The organism is Kitasatospora sp. NPDC094028, from assembly GCF_049543595.1.
Lineage (GTDB): Bacteria > Actinomycetota > Actinomycetes > Streptomycetales > Streptomycetaceae > Kitasatospora.
Genome location: NZ_JBMVFA010000021.1, coordinates 33192 through 51673, shown reverse-complemented (window position 1 = coordinate 51673; position 18482 = coordinate 33192). Strand labels below are relative to the sequence as shown.

Genomic DNA, 18482 nt, shown 5'->3' with positions numbered 1-18482 from the left:
GCCGGTGGACCTGCCTTCCCTGCTGGCCGCCATCGAGTGCGGCGACGACACCGCGGTTTTCGAATTCCTGGAGGACGTCTTCCTGAACGACGCGGCGTACGACGAACTCCTCGGCGACGGCGGCGTCACCCTGTTGGCCGCCGCCGCGCACGCCGGGCGCCACGAAGTCGTCGACCGCCTGGTCGCGCGGGGCGTCGATCCGGCCCGCCCCTGGGCCGGGGGCGTCGACCCGGTCACCTGGGCCGCCGAGAACGGCGCCTACTGGGTTCTGAACGCGTTGCTGTCCCCCGAACGTGACCCGCTGCGCGCCGACAGCGCGCACCGCCGCGCGCTGCGGGCGGCCCGGGCGGCACTGGAGTCCGGGGCCGGTGCCGGGTCCGTGCCGCCCCCGGCCCACCGGGCGGTCATCACCGACCTGGAGGCGAGGCTCGGCATCCCCCGCACGCCGGACGAGCTGATGGCCCGTGCCCTGGTCCATGCCGATCCGGAGCACGACGACTGGTTCGCCTCGCTGTTCCGGATCGCCGGGCCGGAGAGCCAGGAGAGGTTCGACTGGGCCCGTACGGTGGCCGAGGGCGCCGGGGAGGCGGGGGAGGCCGGCTCGCTCGACCGCCGGCGCTTCGCGCTCGACGTGATCAACTTCCTCGGTTTCGGCCTCAACCCCGACAACGGCGACGACGAGCCGCCGTTCGGCAGGGCAGCCGTCGAGTTCCTCCGGCCCCGGCTGGACACCGAGCAGGACCCGTACGCCCTGCGCGCCGTCATCGCGGCCTTCACCGGCTACTGCTCCCGCGAGGAGCTCCCGGCCGTCCTGGCCCACGCCGACCACCCCGACCCGGCTGTCCGCCACTGCGTCGCCCTGGCGTTCCCCGGCCTCCTGACGGACCGCCCCGAAGCGCTCGCCGTCCTGCTGCGTCTGGCCGACGATCCTGCCCCCGTCACCCGGACCAGTGCGCTCCACGCCCTCACCCGCTCGGCCGTCGACAACCCCGCCCTGCGCGGCGTGCTGGCGGCCCACCTCACCGACCCCGACTTCGACGCCCGCCTGGAAGCCGCCGCCGCTCTGGCCCTGCGCGGCGACGAACGCGGCACGCCGGTCATCGAGGAGGTCCGTCGCAGCATCAGGAACCGCGGCAGCCGGGGCGCCGGTCGCCTCGAAGACCTCCACTACGAGCTCCGCGCCGCATTTCCGGGCCCGTGACCGAACGGCCCGGGCCGGCTCATGCACGCTGTTCCCCGCCGTGGCCGTGCTGTCGTGCGGCCGCAGGCCTGCCGCGCCGTGTGGTGTCGGGGGCGAGCGCTACGGTACGTCGCCATGGACGCCGCCGATCTTGAGCGCCGGACCCGTACGCGGTCCGGCTGCATTCCGCCGGAGCTGGTCGCACGGCTGCTGGAACGCGGCCACACCGCTGTGGTGGAGGAACAGGCCGGGCGAGGGGAGTGGTTCTGCGCGCGGACATGGGCCGGACTTCTCGCCGAACAGGGCCGGCAGGCACAGGCGCTGGAGGTACTCGCCCCCCTATGCCGCGACGGGCTGGTGGACGGCCACCGAAGCCACCGCCGCCCTGCTGGAGGGCTGGGGCCGGATCGAGGAGGCGATCGAGCTGACCCGGGCCCGAATGGCGCTCGGACACCCGATGGCACTGAAGTCCTACACCCGCCTGCTCGCCCGGCACGGACGCGCCGAGGAGGCCTTCACCCTGCTGCTCCCGCACATCGACGACCGGTCCCTCGCCCAGGCCCTGGTCGACATCGCCGCTGACGTCGACCGCGACGACGAGGCCGCTGAGCTGCTCGACGCCCGGATCCCGGCCGAGCACCGGTGTGACGGCCCCTGGTGCTGCCGCGGTCTCGACCCCGACACGGCGATCGGGCTGCTCGCGACGATCCGCGAGCGCCAGGGCCGCGTCGACGAGGCCGTCGCCCTGCTGCTCCGCCGCCGGATCACCTCGGTCAACGGCCGCGACCAGCTCGCCGACCTGCTGGCCCGGCAGGGCCGGATCGGGGAACTGCGCGCCTACGCGGCAACCGAGGACCTGGGCGACGCGGCGCAGCGGCTCGCGGAACTGCTGGAGGAACGCGGCGACGTCGAGGGCGCGATCGCCGTGTACCAGCAGGCCGCCGGGCCTGCGGCCCAGGATCCGAACGCGGCCTTCGAACTCGCGCAGCTCCTGGCCCGGCACGGTCGGGGCGACGCGGCGATCGACGTGATGCGCGCCCAGGCCGACGCCCGGCCCGGCGAGGACTGGATCCTCCATACCCTGGCCGACCTGTGCCTCGACCACGGCCGCCCCCAGGACGGCCTGGCCCACCTCGACGGCCTCAGAGCCCGCCGCGGCAGCGAGGAGGAGTGGGACCTGTTCCGGATCCGACTGCCGCTGATCGCCGCCGACGACGGTGTCGACGAAGCGGTCGAGCAGGCCCGGGCGCACCCCGAAGGAGCCACCGCGTTCGCGGCCTCCGACGTCGCCCGCCTCCTGGCCGGCGCCGGGCGAACCGAGGAAGCCGTCGCCGTCCTCGAACCGCACGACCTCGAACCGCACGACCTCGAACCGTACGGCCGAACGAACCGGTATGACCTGGCCGGCTACCTCATCGACCTCGGCCGCACCGCGGAGGCCCTGAGCCGCCTTCAGCACACCGAGCCCTCGCCACCTCCCATGCCGACCGCACGCCGGTGGGCCGACGCACCCCCGTTCTGAATCCCGCCCTGCCCGGCCACGCTTGCGGGAAACGCGTGCTCGGCGGCCCGCAGCCGCGCGGCCACCGTCGACTTCCCGGCACCGCTCGGCCCCCGCACCCGGATTTCATCCTCGGCGAAGTGGCCCGCCCCGGTTCGCTCGTACGCTCGTCGGGCCAGGGAAGGCTCGGATGACAGCACGGGGGCACATGCCGTGGGATCCGGGGTGTGCGGGGAGCTGGGGAGGCGGACGATGCGCACGGTGGGACGGGCGGCCTGGAACGCGGCACTGGCGGCGTTGTTGGGTGGCGTGGTGTTCTTCGGCGTTCGCACGCTGGCGGATTTCGCCCACCGTACCCGCAATCAGGTGGGCGTCCCGGTGCTGGTGTTGCTCGTCCTGACGGCCGTCTACCTCACCTGGGTGGTGCGGCGCGACGACCCGGCCAGGTGGATGGCTTCGCTCGGCGCCATCGCCACGGCCATGCTGTTCGTCCACATCGCCCTGCTGGATGCCCGGGCGCTGCGCGATCACGGCTTGGAGCAGCACGCCCGGATAGCCAAGGTGCAGACGAAGTTCAACGCCGACAACACCGACTACCAGGTGTACACGCTGGAGGCCCTGGACGGTCCGCCGATCAATGGGACGGCCACGGGAGACCTCGGCGGTTCGAGGGAGGTCGGCGAGATCGTCGTCGTCACCACCGACCCATCAGGCCAGGTCGCCCCGAAACTGGGCAAACTGCCGAGTGCGGCCACGCAGGTGTGGATGGGCCGGGTCGACACCGCCCTCGCAGTCCTCCTGGTCCCGGCGCTGATCGGTTGGGCGAAGGAACGCACCAGGAAACGCCCTGGCCGGCAACGCGGCTGACGCACCGGGCCCTCGCGAGCGCCCGCCTGCGCCGCCGCCCAGGTCTCCAGGACGGCCGCGACCCGTGCCGGGCGCTCGGCGTCGGCGCGCGCCGTCTGCATCGCCTCCGCGCCAGCAGACGGCCCTCCACCGGCACGCCGAGGCCGTCAGCGGCTGATCCCCCCTGAGGGACCCGGCAGCCCCGGCTGCGGGGACGGGACCGGCCCCGGCGGCGTCTCACGACCCCACTGCGTGCCCCTGCAGGCTGCCGATCCGCTCAGTGATCCGCGCTGCGGCGTCGGGGCCGGCCAGAACGGTGACGTTGGCGGGCGAGGCGGACAGCGTCGAGTCGACGGCGATGATCGGGACCGACGGTGCGGCCGAGGCGATGCGGGTGGTCGCCTGGCCGAAGGGCGCGCCGACGGTGACGATCAGGTCGCAGTGCTGAGCGAGTAGTCCCGCGAGGTGCGGAGCGGCCTGTTCTGCGGTGGTCGCTGGTTCGATCATCTGCTGGACGTTGGTGCTGTGCTGCGCCCCGGCAGACTGCATGGCGGACCAGATCCCGGTGACGGTGTCACTGCCCGTCGAGCTCGTGCTGTCCGCGGCTAGGCACGCGGTTGCTCGTCCCGACACGTCGTTCGCGTTGGCGGCGGTTGCGCGGGGCGTTCCGTCGCCCGTGAACAGCACGTAGCCGAGTGCGGTGGCAGCGGCAGCGACGACCAGGGAGGCGATGAGCAGGGTTCGGCGGCCGGGGCGCAGACGCAGGGACATGGGGCGGGCCCTCCTGGGGCGGGGAGCGGGTCAGCTGTGCCGCTTGGACCGGGACGTGTGTGCGGACGGGCGTGAAGATGTGCCGGAACGGGGCCTCGGTCGGGGAGACTTGCCGGACGCGTTCATGACGGGCCTTGGCGGCCCGGTATCCCGGGCCTTTGCACGACCGCGGGACCTGCGCCGGAGGATGGCTGCTGCACAGGCAGCCAGGACGATTCCGGTGGACGATGCGACGACGATGAGCAGGCCGGAATCCGAATCGGAGTCGGCATCAACCGCTTCGTGCGATTCGTGGAGAAGGGGATTCTCGAGGTTGCCATCGTCGGTGGAGGAAAGTGCCGAGATCGGGTCGATTCTTCCGAAACCGAGTTTCGGGTCAGGGCGGTTGTTCCGCTCGACCGTCGTGGTGATGAGCCGGTGAATCACCTGACCGGCTGTCAAATCCGGGTGTGCAGAGCGGATGAGTGCGGCAGTGGCCGAGACGTAGGCCGCCGCGTAGCTCGTGCCGTCTGCCTTCACGTAGCGGCCCTGGTTGTTGGTCGAGTAGATCTCGGCGGCGGGTGCCGCTACGACGATGCCGCGGCCGGATTCACTGGTCTTCCAGAAATCGCCGGTCTCGTTGACTCCGGAAACCGATACGACTCCGGGGAAAGCGGCCGGATACATCGGTGGATTCCCTCGGTCGCCCTCGTTGCCCGCCGATGCGACGACGACGGCGTCCTTGCCCATGGCGTAGGTGACGGCCTGTCTGAGCAGGGGGTCCGGATTGGGTGCGCCGAGGGAGACGTTGATGACCCGTGCACCGTGGTCCACCGCCCAGACGATGCCCCGTGCGACCAAGGGGGCAGAGACCTGGTTCCCGCTGCTGACGCGAATTGGAAGGATCTTCGCGCCCGGCGCGAGGCCCGTCATCCCCTCACCGGGCGCCGGGCCGCCCGTGCCGGCGATGATGCCGGCGATGGCAGTCCCATGGGATTCGCCCGAGGTGTCCGTCCGGCCGTCGTCGCCGTCACCGATCAGGCTGGTTCCGGGAAGGACTTGTCCGGCCAGGTCGGGATGTGAGGCCGAAACCCCGCTGTCGACGACAGCGACCGTCGTTCCGGCGCCGCGGCTGATCGACCAGACCTGGTCGGCCTTGAAGTGTTCGGCGTCCAGCGGCCATTCGCTGGAACGGATGCTTCCGGCATTGCTGACTGGTGTTCCGGCGACCAGGATGGACGCGGTGAATACGGCAACACCGCAGGCATGGAAAAACCGGCGTATTGCGGCCATCGGTGGTTCTCCTGGGGCGGAGTGCTGGTGATTCAAGAAGGCATGAGGGTTCCTAGATCGGTGGCGATCTTATACACACACGCCTTGTCGGAAGCCTCGGGATGAAGCGTCGGGACCGTGCTTTGCAGAACTTTTGCCAGGACCATTTGAAGGCAAAGCGGGTGATAGCCCGGCATCTCGGATGCCGGGCGGTGGTTGCGCACTGGACCCGAAGCGGTCGTGGTCGATAGAAGATCTGCGGGCCTGCCTGATGGGAGGTCAAAGACTCGTTTCTTCGGAGGGTCGGCCGTGCGCCGCTTGTTACGCCGTGAATCGCAAAAGCCGTTGGGCCTTGGGGGCGGGAGCCTCCCCCAGCGCGCGGCCCGTCGTAAGCGGAGCGCGGCAGCCCCATCAGGCGGAGCGTCAGATTCGGTGATGCGGCGTGGACTCGTAGCGATGCTGTCGTTGACCCTGCTGCAGGCGGTGGCGCTCCAGCCTGCGGAGGCCTTCGCCCGCGAGCACGCCCCGTCGCCAGCCGCATCGGCGGGGGCTCCCCAGGTACCACAGCAGCGTTCGGACGATGCCGACCGGAAGGGGCACCAGGTCGGTGCGGGAGAGACCTCTCGACACTCAGACGGTGGCGTGTCGGCGGGCCATGTTCCCGCCCCCGGGGAGTTACCCGAGAAGCTGGACCACCAGGACAGCGGCCAGCCGCACACGTCCGACGCCCAGAAGCCGGTGAAGGGCGAGCAGGTGACGCCCCCCGACCTGCCCAGGCGTCAGGCGAAGGGCGCGGACGGATCCCCGAAGAGCCAGGGAGAAGGCGCCGCCGGGCAGGTCGCGCCGACCAAGGACTCGCCGGCCGCCTGGGTCGGCCCGTCCGACCCCGCTGCCGGAGCCACTGAGGTCACACAGGCCAGGACCCCCACCACCTCGGTCTTCCAGAACCCGGACGGCACCAAGACGATGCGCGTCTACAGCCAGCCCGTCCACTTCAAGAAGCCGGACGGCACCTGGGAGAACATCGACACCGGCCTGTCGCGCCGCCGGGACAACAGGTGGGCCGAGGCGGCCAACGACCAGCTCCTCAGCTTCTCGCCGAACGCGGACGGCAACGCACTGATCGACTGGACCCTGGACGCCGGCCACCGGGTCTCCTACAGCCTCCGGGGCGCCAAGCCGGTCGGTGCCGCCGCGTCGGCGAACACGCTCACCTACCCCGGGGCGCTCACCGACTCCGACGTCGTCTACAACACCCTGGCGACCGGCATCAAGGAGTCGCTGGTCCTGCACAGCACGGCCGCGCCGACGACCTGGGTGTTCCCACTGAACACCACGGGGCTGACGGCCTCCCTGGACGCGGCCGGGAACGTCCGCTTCAGCGACGAGGCCGGCAAGGTCCGGATGACCATCCCGCACGGGTTCATGGAGGACTCGGCGCTCGACCCGCACTCCGGCGAAGGCGTGTTCTCCGACGCCGTGACCTACAAGCTGACCACAGTGGACGGCCGGCCCGCCCTGCAGATGGACCTCGACGCCGCCTGGTTGAAGGACCCCAAGCGGGTCTTCCCGGTCAAGGTCGACCCCACCGGGCAGATCGGCGCCACGCGTTCGACCTACCTCGTGTCGAACAGCGCGACGAACCACGCCAACGAGAGCAGCCTGAAGACCGGCAGCTACAACGGCGGAGCCTCCTACGACACCAGCTACCTCGTCTTCGACTCGCTCGGCGCGAACCTGGGCAACATGTACGTCCAGAAGGCCGAGCTGGACCTTAACGCCATCTGGAGCGGGGGCTGTGAGGCTCGGGACGTCGCCGTGCACGCCATCACCTCCCCCTGGGACCCTTCCGGCGTCACCGACTTCTCCCAGGTGCCGTTCGACCCGGCGGTGATCGCTTCCGCCAACTTCACCGCGCCCAACAGCAACTACTGCCCGGGCTCGCCCGTCACCGTGCCGTTCAACCTCGGCGGCGACCCGACCACGGCCGGAGTCCAGCTCGTCAACAGCTGGACCCACGGCGGGGGCAACTACGGCTTCGCACTGACGGCGGACAACAGCGACATCCAGGCCTGGAAGCAGTTCGACAGCGTCAACACCCAGCACCCGCCGTTCTTGAAGCTCACCTACGTCGACTGGGCCGCGAGCTACTCCGTCCCGCCGGATTACATCCCGCCGACCGCGATCTCCCCCGGCTCGCAGCAGGTCACCATGACCAACCTCGCGGCGAACTGGTGGAACTCCAGCAGCATGCAGGTCCGTCCGAGGTTCTTCGACGCGAACTGGAAGGAGTACTGGCCGGGCGCGGGCACCACCACGGGGGTTCCCGGGCTGGTCAAGACGGGGGATACGACGACGTTCACCGCCACCATCCCGCCGATGGCGCCTGGAACCAGGTACCAGCTGTGCTGGGACGGTCTGGTGAACGGCACCTACTCGCTCAAGGACGACTTCGGCGTCCCGTACCACACCTGTACGTGGGTCGAGTCACGCAACGTCATTCCGCAGCTCGACGTGATGGCACCCCTGTCGAACTCCGTCGTCGGCGTGCTGCAGCCCCAGCTCTACGCGACCGGACACGACCCGGACAACTACCCTGGCCGCGGGCTGGACTACGACTTCCTCGTCTACACCAACCCCTCCTCCGGCACTCCGCAACTGCTCGCCGAGTCGGGGTGGCAGCCGAGCACCTCCTGGGCGGTCCCGGCCGGGCTCCTGGAATGGGGCAAGAGCTACCTGTGGAACGCCAAGGTCGGCGACCACGTCGGCGAGAGCCCGCTGTCGAAGACGGCCGCCTTCTCGACCGAGGTCCAACAGCCTCTGATCACCTCCCACTTGGGAGGAGCGGCCGGCGACCAGTCCGGCCGCACCTTCGACCCCAAGGTCGGCAACTACACCACGGAGGCCACCGAAGCCCAGATCAAGACCGTCGGGCCCGCGCTCGCCGTCACCCGCTCCTACAACTCGCTCGACCCGCGCACCACGACGCTCTTCGGCGCCGGCTGGACATCCCCCTTCGACATGCGCGTGCAGCCGGACGCGGACGGGACCGGCTCCGTCGTCCTCACCACCGCCAACGGCCGCGCCGCCAGGTTCGGCGCCAACCCGCACGGCGGCACCGTCTTCACCCCGCCGCCAGGAGAGTTCGAGTCGCTGACCGCGGCTGCCGGCGGCGGATACGACCTCCTGGTCAAGGGCGGCACCCGCTACGAATTCCACGCTCCCTCCGGCAACGGCTATGCCCTGTCGACCGTGACGGATACCGCGGGACACCAGCAGACCCTCCACTACACCAACGGCCGGCTCGACACCGTGACGGACACGGCCTCCCACCGCGCCCTGCACTTCTCGTGGACGGCCGACCAGCGCCACGTCGCGACGGTCTACTCCGACCCCGTCTCGGGCACCGACTGGAACAATGCCCTCACCTGGGCGTACACCTACAGCACGGCCAATCCCGACGAGCTCGACCAGGTCTGCTCGCCCCCGGCCGGAGCCAATACAGCGCGCCCCTGCACCACCTACAGCTACAGCCAGGGCTCGCATCTGCGCTCCGCGGTGCTCGACTCGAGCCCCGCCTCGTACTGGCGGCTCGGCGAGAGCGCCAGCACCACGGCGGCCAGTGATGTGGTGGAGAACCAGGGCAACGACAACGCGCACTACTCGGCGACCGGTGTCACGCTCGGTACTCCCGGGCCCACGTCCGCCACCGCCTCTGCCGCTGCCACCGCCGCCGTGTTCGACGGCAAGTCGGGCTTCGTCTCGCTGCCGCAGAGCGTCCTCGACGCGTCTTCCTACACTTCGGTCGGACTCTGGTTCAAAACCTCCTCGTGGGGTGTGCTGTTCAGCTACCAGGCGGACAGTTTCCCCGGCAACGGCACGACACCGTCGAACTACACGCCCGCGCTCTACGTTGGGCAGTCGGGCAAGCTCCACGGCAAGTTCTGGAACGGCTCCGCCACCACCATCGACTCCACCGCCGCCGTCACTGACGGCAAGTGGCACTTCGCCCTGCTCTCGGCGGCGGGCAACACCCAGACCCTGTACCTCGACGGCCAGGCCCAGGGTAGCCTCGCGGGCATGATCATGGCACCGGGCCAGCGCTCGGAGGCGGTCGGTGGCGGCTTCATCAGCGCCGGGTGGTCCGACACGCCATACCAGGACTACACCGGGCACGCGAGCTACTTCACCGGCAGCATGAGTGACGTCGCCTTCTACAACCGTGCACTCGGCGCCCCGGCCGCCGCCGCGCTTTGGCAGGCCGGCACCCAGACGTCGACCGAGCTTACGGGCCTGAAGCTGCCCTCTGGGAAGACCCGCCTGTCCGTCGCCTACGACTCCCTCAAGGACAGGGCCGCCCAGGTCACCGACGAGAACGGCGGCACCTGGAAGCTGAGCACGCCCACCGTCTCCGGCTCCTCGCAGGAATACCGCGGACAGGTGATGGGCGCGCGGCCCACCGGCTACTGGCGACTGTCCGAGAGCGACGGCGTCCAAGCCGCCAACCAGGTCTACAGCCCCCGCCCGACCCCCAATAACGGCAGCTACTCCGACGTCGCCCTCGGCGGCAGCGGGCCCTTCTCCGGCACCACCGGTGCCGCGACCTTCAACGGCAGCACCTCCTGGGCCGAACTCCCGGCCGCCTACGCACCCCAGCAAGGCCCCGGGGCCATCAGCCTCTGGTTCAAGACCACCGGCACCGGTACCCTCCTGTCGTACCAGTCCTTCCCGGTCGGAGGCAGGTCCAACGGCACGACCGACCGCTGGAACCCCGCCCTGTACATCGACGCGGGCGGCAAGCTGCGCGCCCAGCTGTGGATGGGCGACGCCACGAAGACCATGGCCACCGCCGCTCCCGTCAACGACGACAAATGGCACTTCGCGGTGCTGTCCGCCGACAGCACCACCTCCCAGAGCCTCTTCCTCGACGGCGCACTGGCCGCCGGCCCGCTGAACGGCACCATCGTCCCCAACGGCACCAGCCACGTCTTCCTCGGCGCGGGCGCGGTCTTCGGCGGCTGGCCCAACCCCCCGGCCGACCCGGACGGCCACTACAAGGGCCAGATAGCCGACGTCGCCGTGTTCCCGCACGGCTTCGACCAGGCCCGCGTCACCGCCCTCAACCAGATCGCCACCACCAGCGGAGCCGCCCAGTACGACTCCGCGATCCTCGACGCCCAACCCAGCGGCTACTGGCGCCTGGACGACAGGAGCGGCAACCAGGTCACCGACGTGGTCTCGTCCGCCGCGCTGGCCCAGAACCAGGCCAGCAACCACAGCACCACCTGCTGCCGGACCGGCCCGTGGGCCTCGGGCACCTCCGCCGCGACCGGATTCAACGGCACCACCTCCTACATCCAGCTCCCGGGCAACCTCGCACCCAAGCCCTACGGCTCGACCACCGTCGAACTCTGGTTCAACACCACCGGCCCGGGCGTGCTCTACGGCTACCAGTCCTTCCCCCTCGACGCGAAGCCCAACGGCACCACCGACCGCTGGAACCCGGCCCTCTACGTCGGCACCGACGGCAAGCTCTACGGCGCCCTGTGGAGCGGCAGCACCGCCAACGGCACCGTCTCACCCGCACCCGTCAACGACGGCAAGTGGCACCACGCCGCGCTCGTCGGCGACCTCACCGGCCAGACGCTCTACCTGGACGGCGCCAAGGCCGCCGACAACACCTCCGCCCGCCCGATCACCTACAACGGCTCCGCCTACGCCTACCTCGGCGCCGGATACACCGACAGCTGGCCCAACAAGCCCACCGACCCCACCGGCCACTTCAACGGCGCGCTCTCCGACTTCGCCCTCTACAACTACGCCCTCGGCGCCGGAACCATCGCCGCCCAGTACCGCGCCGCCACCACGCCGGCCACCGGGAGCGGCCTGACCGCCGCCGACGCCTACCGGGCCGCCGTGGTCCAGGACGGCGCCGCCGGCTACTGGCGCCTCAACGACCCCTCCGGCTCCTGGTACTCCCTCGACCAGCTCGGCACCGCCCTGCCAGACGGAACCTCCGGCACCTACAAGGATGTCACCCTCAACGCCAACGGCCCCTCCAGCGACTACGACAACCAGCGCTCCGCGGTCCTCAACGGCACCACCTCCTCCGTCCGACTCCCCACCGACACCGCCCCCGCCCAGGGCCCCGCCACCATCGAACTCTGGTTCAAGACCACCGCCGGCGGCCCCCTCTACGGCTACCAGAACTTTCCCGCCGACACCCCGGCTCCCACCTACGGGCTCTGGGACGACGCCCTGTACGTCGGCTCGGACGGACGCCTGCACGGCCAGTTCTGGATGGGCTCGGCCGACTACACCCTCACCTCCGACCGGACCGTCAACGACGGCGCCTGGCACCAGGCCGTCCTCACCGCCGACGACACCGGCCAGACCCTCTACCTCGACGGCCGGCAAAGCGCGAACGACACCGGCGGCCACAAGATCACCTTCAACGGCACCGCGTACGCCTACCTCGGAGCCGGCGAAACCCGCTTCTGGCCCAACACGGCCGGAACCCACTTCAACGGATCCATCGCCGAGGCCTCCTACTACCAGACCCGCCTCGACGCGAACACCGTCACCGCCCACTACAACGCCATGGGCAACGGCGGCACCGCCACCCCCGTCACCAGCGTCAACATCACCGACCCGACCGGCAACACACTGACCCAGCGCTACGACGCCCGCTCCGCCAAGAAGGTCGCCAGCACCGACGCCTACGGCAACACCACCCGCTACACCTACGACACCGCCGGATACCTCTATACCGTCACCGACCCAGACGGGCACACCACCACCACCGGACACGACACCCGCGGCAACGTCGTCTCCCGCACCACCTGCCAGGACAAGACCCACTGCCAGACCAGCTACTCCCAGTACTACCTCGACACCACCACCGACCACCTCGGCGCCGCCAACGACACCCTGCTCAACCACGCCGACGCCCGCTCCGCCGCCCCAGGCGACACGACCTACCGCACCACCTATACCTACGACGCCAACGGCAACCTCAGCGACACCACCACGCCGGCCACCCCCGACTTCCCCCAGGGCCGCACCACCTACACCGGCCGCACCATCGGCACGGAGCCCGCGGTCGGAAGCGACGGCGAGCCCACCACGGGCACCCAGCCGCCCGGCCTGGTGGCCTGGCAGTCCCCGCCCGTCGACCACGCCGCCTACCCCAACCCGGCATCGGTACCCGCGAACCTGAGCACCCACCGCTACTACAACGCGGCCGGTGACCTCACCAAGACCGTCACGCCCCTCGGCCTCACCACCACCTACACCTACAACAACCTCGGCCGCCTGATATCCGCGACCGAGACCTGCACCAACTGCGGCCCGGGACAGACCCCGACCACCGCCACCACCACCTACGGCTGGGACGGCCAGGGCAACCCCACAGGCCGCACCGACCCCGCGACCACCGACGCCGTCACCGGAACGGTGCACACACCGAGCACCACCACCACGTACGACCAGGACGGCAACACCACCAACCGCACCACCGCCGACCTCACCGGCGGCGACAAGCCACGCACCGTCACCTGGACCTACTCGCCCACCTACGGCCAGGTCACGGGCACGACCGACCCGGCGGGCCGCACCACCGGCTACACCTACGACCCGTACGGCAACACCGCCACCATGACGGACCCCGCCGGAACCCGGTACCACTACTCCTACTCCCCGATGGGCCAGCTCCAGCAGACCGGCATCGAGAACTTCACCGGCAACCCCACCAACCCGGTCGCGTCCGGCTGGCAGGTCATCGAGTCCCGCGCCTACGACCCCGCCGGACGCCTGGCTACCGTCACCGACGGCATGGGACGCACCGTCCACACCTACTACAACGACGACAACACCGTCTCCGAGATCGACGCAGACGGATTCCACACCTTCGACCCCGCCGCCCAGGCCTTCGACGGCACCCTGCGCAACGTCGTCCTGCAGAAGAACACCTACGACGCGGCCGGCGACCTCGTCCAGCGCGTGAGCGGCGGCGGCAAGACCACGGTCGTCAACACCTGGGACGCCGCCGGCCGCGCCGCGAGCACGGTGGTCGACCCCGGCGGGCTCAACCGCACCAGCAGCAACGCCTACGACGCCGCCGGCCGCGTCCTGCGCTCCACGGCCACGGACGGCACCCAGACCCGGGAGACCGACTTCTCCTACGACATCGCGGGGAACGTCACCGCACAGACCGTCAAGAACCCGCCGCAGGACTCCACCACCACCTTCACCTACGACCAGCGCGGCCTGCTGCTCTCCCGGACCAGCCCCAACGGCAACACCAGCGGTGCCACTCCCGCCTCGTACACCGCTGGCTACCTCCACGACGAGGCGGGCCGTCAGACCGTCACGACCGCGCCGCCGGTGGCCACCACCACCTTCAACAGCGCGACTGGCCAGCCCCTGACGCTGACCGTCGCCCCGCAGACCCGCACCGGCTACAACACCTTCGGCGAGACGGCCGAGACCAAGGACCCGACCGGCAACATCACCACCACCACCCACAGCTTCGACGCCACCGGGGAACACCTCGCCATCGCGGGCAACACCTACACCGCCCCCGACGCGAGCGCCACCTTCACCGCCGTCACCCGCGTCGACTACGACGCCATGGGCCGCCCCAAGACCCTCACCGACGCCAAGGGCAACACTGCCACCAACATCTACGACCAGCTCGGCAACCTCGTCGAGAAGGACCTGCCGGCCATCGCCGGGGTGACCCCCAAGTGGCTCTACACCTACGACCTCGACGGCGAGACGCAGTCCATCGCCGACCCGGCCGGCGCCCAGACCCTCTCCACCTACGACGACCTCGGACGCACCGTCACCCTGACGGACCTTGTCCGCCGTTCCGGCCAGCCGACCGCTTCCTACACGAGCTCCTTCGGCTACGACGACGCCGGTAACCGCATCACCGCGATCTCGGCCACCGGAGCCGCGGCCACGTTCGGCTACAACGCGGCGGGGGAGCGGACCAGCGCCACCGACCCCCTGCAGCGCACCACCAAGACCGGCTACAACCTCACCGGACAGGTCGTGAAGGTCACCCTTCCCGGCACCGGCCCCGGCACGGACGGCCCCGCCACGGTGACCACCTACGACCAGGCCGGCAACCACACCCAGACCGCTCAACTGTCCGCCACCGGAACGACGCTGGCCACCTCCACCGCCAGCTTCGACGCCGCTGGCGAACAGCTCTCGATCACCGACCCAGACGGCAACACCACAACTGCGGTCTACGACGGCCACGGCCGCCAGGTCCAACAGACGCAGCCGGTGGCCACCGGACGCAGCATCACCACCGCCTTTGCCTACGACGCCGCAGGCCGAAGGACCGGCTACACAGACGGCAACGGCAACACTACCTACTACACCTTCAACAGCCTCGGGCTGCCCGAGTCCACCGTCGAGCCTGCCACCAGCGCCTACCCCAACCCCGCCGACCGCACCTACACCACCAGCTACGACGCCCTGGGCGAGGCCGTGTCCCTCAAGGAACCCGGTGGGGTCACCATCTCCAGCAGCTACGACACCGCAGGCCGTCTCACCAGCCAGGCCGGCAGCGGAGGCGAGGCGCCGACCCCGACCCGCACCTTCGCCTACGACGCAGACGGCCGGATCACCTCGCTGTCCACCCCCCGCGGCACCCAGACCTACACCTACGAGGACCGAGGCGCCATCGCTTCCGCGTCCGGCCCGATGGGCACTGGCAGCTACATCTATGACGCGGAAGGTCGACTGGCCTCCCGAGTTGATGCGGCCGGCACCACGAGCTTCACCTACGACGGCGCGGGCCAGCTCAAGACCCTCGCCGACCCCCAGACCGGCAGCACCCTGGCCTACAGCTACACGCCCACCGGTCGGGTCGCCGCCATCCAGTACGGCACGGGCGACACCCGCTCCTACACCTACGACGACCAAGGCAACGTCACCGCCGACAGCGTCAAGACCAGCACCGGCACGGCCGTCTCCTCACTCAGCTACGCCTACTACCCGTCAGGCCGCCTCAAGACCCAGACCACCACCGGCCTCGCCGGCGCCACCACCCACACCTACGGATACGACGCCGCCGGCCGGCTCAGCACCTGGAACAATGGCGCCGCCACCACCGCCTACTCCTACGACGGCAACGGCAACCTCACCTCCAACGGCACCACCACAGCCACCTACAACCAGCGCAACCAGCTCAGCACCGCCGGCGCCACCAGCTACACCTACACGGCCCGAGGCACTCGCTCCGGCGCCACGACCGGCACCACCACGACGAGCGCCACCTACGACGCCTTCGACGAACTCACCAGCCAGGGCGGGCAGACCTACACCTACGACGCCCTGGGACGCCTCACCACCAGCGCCGGGCACACCTTCACCTACGACGCGACCGGCAACAACCTCACCTCAGACGGAACGGAGAACTACACCCGCACGCCGTCCGGCGGCCTGACCGCCATCGGCACTCCCTCCGGAGCCGCGTTCGCCTACAATGACCGCCACGGCAACCTCGTCGGCACCTTCACCACTAGCGGCACCGCCACCGCCGGCTCCAGCGCCTACGACCCCTGGGGCAAGCCCACCGCGACCGCAGGCACCACCCACAACCTCGGCTACCAGGGCGGCTGGACCGACCCAACCAGCGGTCAGGTCAGCACCGCCAGCCGCTGGTACGACCCCGCCACCGCCGACTTCACCAGCCGCGATACCGCCAACCTCGCGCCCATCACCGCGGCCGACGCCAACCGCTACGCCTACGGCGCCGGCGACCCGCTGGCCAACGCCGACCCCAGCGGCCACAACCCGTGCGAACCGGACAACGTCGGCTCAGACCGCGACCCAGACGGTGACTCGCCTGTTAGCCCGGCTGCGGCCGCCACGAATCCCGGAATGAGCGCGAGCGCCTGGGAACGCAAGGCCCAGCACATGGCGGACATGGAAATCGCGGAAGCCGCAAGGACGAAGGCCGCCTATGACCGCATGAGCTACGGTGAGTCGTCAGCCAACGAGGAGTTCGACGGTACGTGGAACGTGGCCCTCAAGAACGCGGAGAAGAATGGCTATGGCTACGGCTACGGCGGGGGAGGGGCAAGCGGGGCCATGGGACTCGCGCGGGCGGAAGCCATGGGCGAGGCCGAGGCGATGGCGCTGGCGATGGAATTCGAGCTGGCCGCCGGCTACAGCAGCTGTGACACCGACGAGCCAGTCGGTCCGCCCCATCACCGCCATCCCTGGGTGTGGCATCCGGATCGGATAGATCAGCCGACGCCTCAGGTGGACCCCCACAACCTCGACCCCATCCCCTGCACCGTATGCTCCACCCCAGCGCCTGCCGGGACTCCCCTCAACGGCCCGCAGCTCGGGCCGACGCAGCAGGGCATACCGGACACTTTTGGAAACCAATCGGCACAAGCACCGTTCAATCCCGGAAGTGTGGGTCAACCCCCGGGGAACCAAACGGCCAGAAATCAGATAGACCAGAACTGTTCCAAGGGAAGCGGTGTAGGCTACCAGTTGCCTTTGGGCATGGACGGCTTCGGCAGGTCGAACGGCATGCTGGCATGCGTCACTGAGAGCAGCGTGCGACCATCCGGAACGTCACCTGTCTCCGAAAAGGCCAGAGCGAACCTGTCCGGTTATACGGAGGCTCAGGAATATGTGGACAAAACCATGGGCCTTACGCCGGAGAAGACAATCAACGCCTGCCATCTGATCGCGGACACGCTGGGGGGGTCCGGTACCGACCAGGGCAACCTCGCGACCTGCTTCCGCGGTGTTAACACCTTCGACCGCAGTGCCGGCAGCCTGGGGCGGAACAACATGGCAGTCATGGAGCGTGATGTGAAGCAGGCGGCGCTTTCCGGCCAGAGTGTCCTCTATACAGTTATTCCCAAGTATAGGTCTGACGCCAGCAAGGTTCCCTACCAATTCGTCTTGACTGCCCGCGGCTACTACGCCAATGGGGTGGCGGGATTCAAGAGGGATATGACAGTGGAAAACACCTACGGGGTGGGCGGGGTCAATCTTGGCGACGTGATCAAATGAAGGATTTGGAGACGGTGATGACTGGGGATGCGGGCGGCAGCGACGGGCGCGGGCCTCTTGCCGAGTTGATGAATCTAGTTGCTGCACCTTCGGGTGGTGGAAATTCTGTCGACTGGGGTCAGGTCGCAACCGAATATGATCATGGGCTTCCTGATGACTACAAGGAATTCATGGAAATCTATGGGGAGGGCATATTTGACAACTTCCTCTCGGTGGTCCCGCCCATTCCCGAAGCCTATCCAAATGACGCCAGTGCAACGGTGAAGGGGCTGACTGACGATGCCCAGTTCACTGGGGAGGAGGAAGGCTTCTCCGATCCGGACCTTCTGATCGGCTGGGGCCTGACGACCGACTCGGACCTTCTGTGCTGGTGTGCGTCCGGTGATGACCCTAATGATTGGACAACCGTTCTCTGGCGCCGCCAGTGGTCCAGCCCGGACTCATGGCTGCAGTTTGACTGCGGCATGGTGGAGCTTCTTTGTCGGTATGTTCGACACGAAATTCCGCAGTTCTGGATCTCGGATCTCAGATACCCGGGGTCGCGCTTCAACCGATCTCGCGACATCAGAAGGTATAGGGGGTCTGGAACGGATCTTTGGGGTCCAGATCCGCTCGCTGAGTAACTCTTCTGGGAATGGTTCTCATCGGGGCGATGTCTTCCTCTGACCCTCTGGCGAGATCTTCCGGTAGCCGGTTCGGCCGCCAAGCCCACGCCTCACCACTCCCGGGCTGCCGCAAGCAGGTGCTGACGGCGGCCCGGGCCTGGAGGCGGCGGGCGAAGACGTAGCGCCAGTACCGGCGGGTGGTGGGCAGGTCCTCGGCGTAGGCCACCAGCGGCAGCTGCTCAGGGCCTGCGGCATCGGGCGGCCCGCCAGC

Annotated in this window: 7 protein-coding genes; 5 read left to right on the top strand and 2 right to left on the bottom strand. The window is 69.4% G+C overall.

The annotated features are described in order from the left end of the window. The first annotated feature begins 4 nt into the window (after nt 1–4). From ACPC54_RS27000 to ACPC54_RS26990, 3 genes are all read left to right on the top strand, one after another. Nucleotides 5–1201 (top strand): HEAT repeat domain-containing protein, encoded by a 1197-nt coding sequence (locus tag ACPC54_RS27000; RefSeq protein WP_498968406.1) that lies wholly within the window; start codon nt 5–7, stop codon nt 1199–1201. A gap of 436 nt (nt 1202–1637) precedes the next feature. Next, complete coding sequence (locus tag ACPC54_RS26995) at nt 1638–2702, top strand: tetratricopeptide repeat protein (RefSeq protein ID WP_498968404.1); 1065 nt, start codon at nt 1638–1640, stop codon at nt 2700–2702. A 231-nt stretch (nt 2703–2933) separates the two neighbouring features. Then, nucleotides 2934–3548 carry a hypothetical protein gene (locus tag ACPC54_RS26990; RefSeq protein WP_498968402.1) on the top strand — a complete coding sequence of 205 codons (615 nt, stop codon included), beginning with the start codon at nt 2934–2936 and terminating at the stop codon, nt 3546–3548. Nucleotides 3549–3764: 216 nt separating this feature from the next. On the opposite strand, the gene ACPC54_RS26985 is transcribed toward ACPC54_RS26990, so the two are convergent. Together ACPC54_RS26985 and mycP are read right to left on the bottom strand one after the other, a co-directional pair. Beyond that, complete coding sequence (locus tag ACPC54_RS26985; RefSeq protein WP_498968401.1) at nt 3765–4298, bottom strand: hypothetical protein; 534 nt, start codon at nt 4296–4298, stop codon at nt 3765–3767. Nucleotides 4299–4328: 30 nt separating this feature from the next. Further along, a complete protein-coding gene (gene mycP / locus ACPC54_RS26980; protein ID WP_498968399.1) occupies nt 4329–5570 on the bottom strand; it encodes a type VII secretion-associated serine protease mycosin in 1242 nt (413 codons plus the stop codon). 621 nt (nt 5571–6191) lie between these two features. On the opposite strand from mycP, the gene ACPC54_RS26975 reads away from it, so the two are divergent. Further along, nucleotides 6192–17606, top strand: coding sequence for a LamG-like jellyroll fold domain-containing protein (locus ACPC54_RS26975; protein ID WP_498968398.1), 11415 nt, complete (start codon nt 6192–6194; stop codon nt 17604–17606). After that, a complete protein-coding gene (locus tag ACPC54_RS26970) occupies nt 17603–18229 on the top strand; it encodes a hypothetical protein (protein WP_498968396.1) in 627 nt (208 codons plus the stop codon). The genes ACPC54_RS26975 and ACPC54_RS26970 overlap by 4 nt, the downstream gene beginning before the upstream one ends. Nucleotides 18230–18482: the final 253 nt, after the last annotated feature.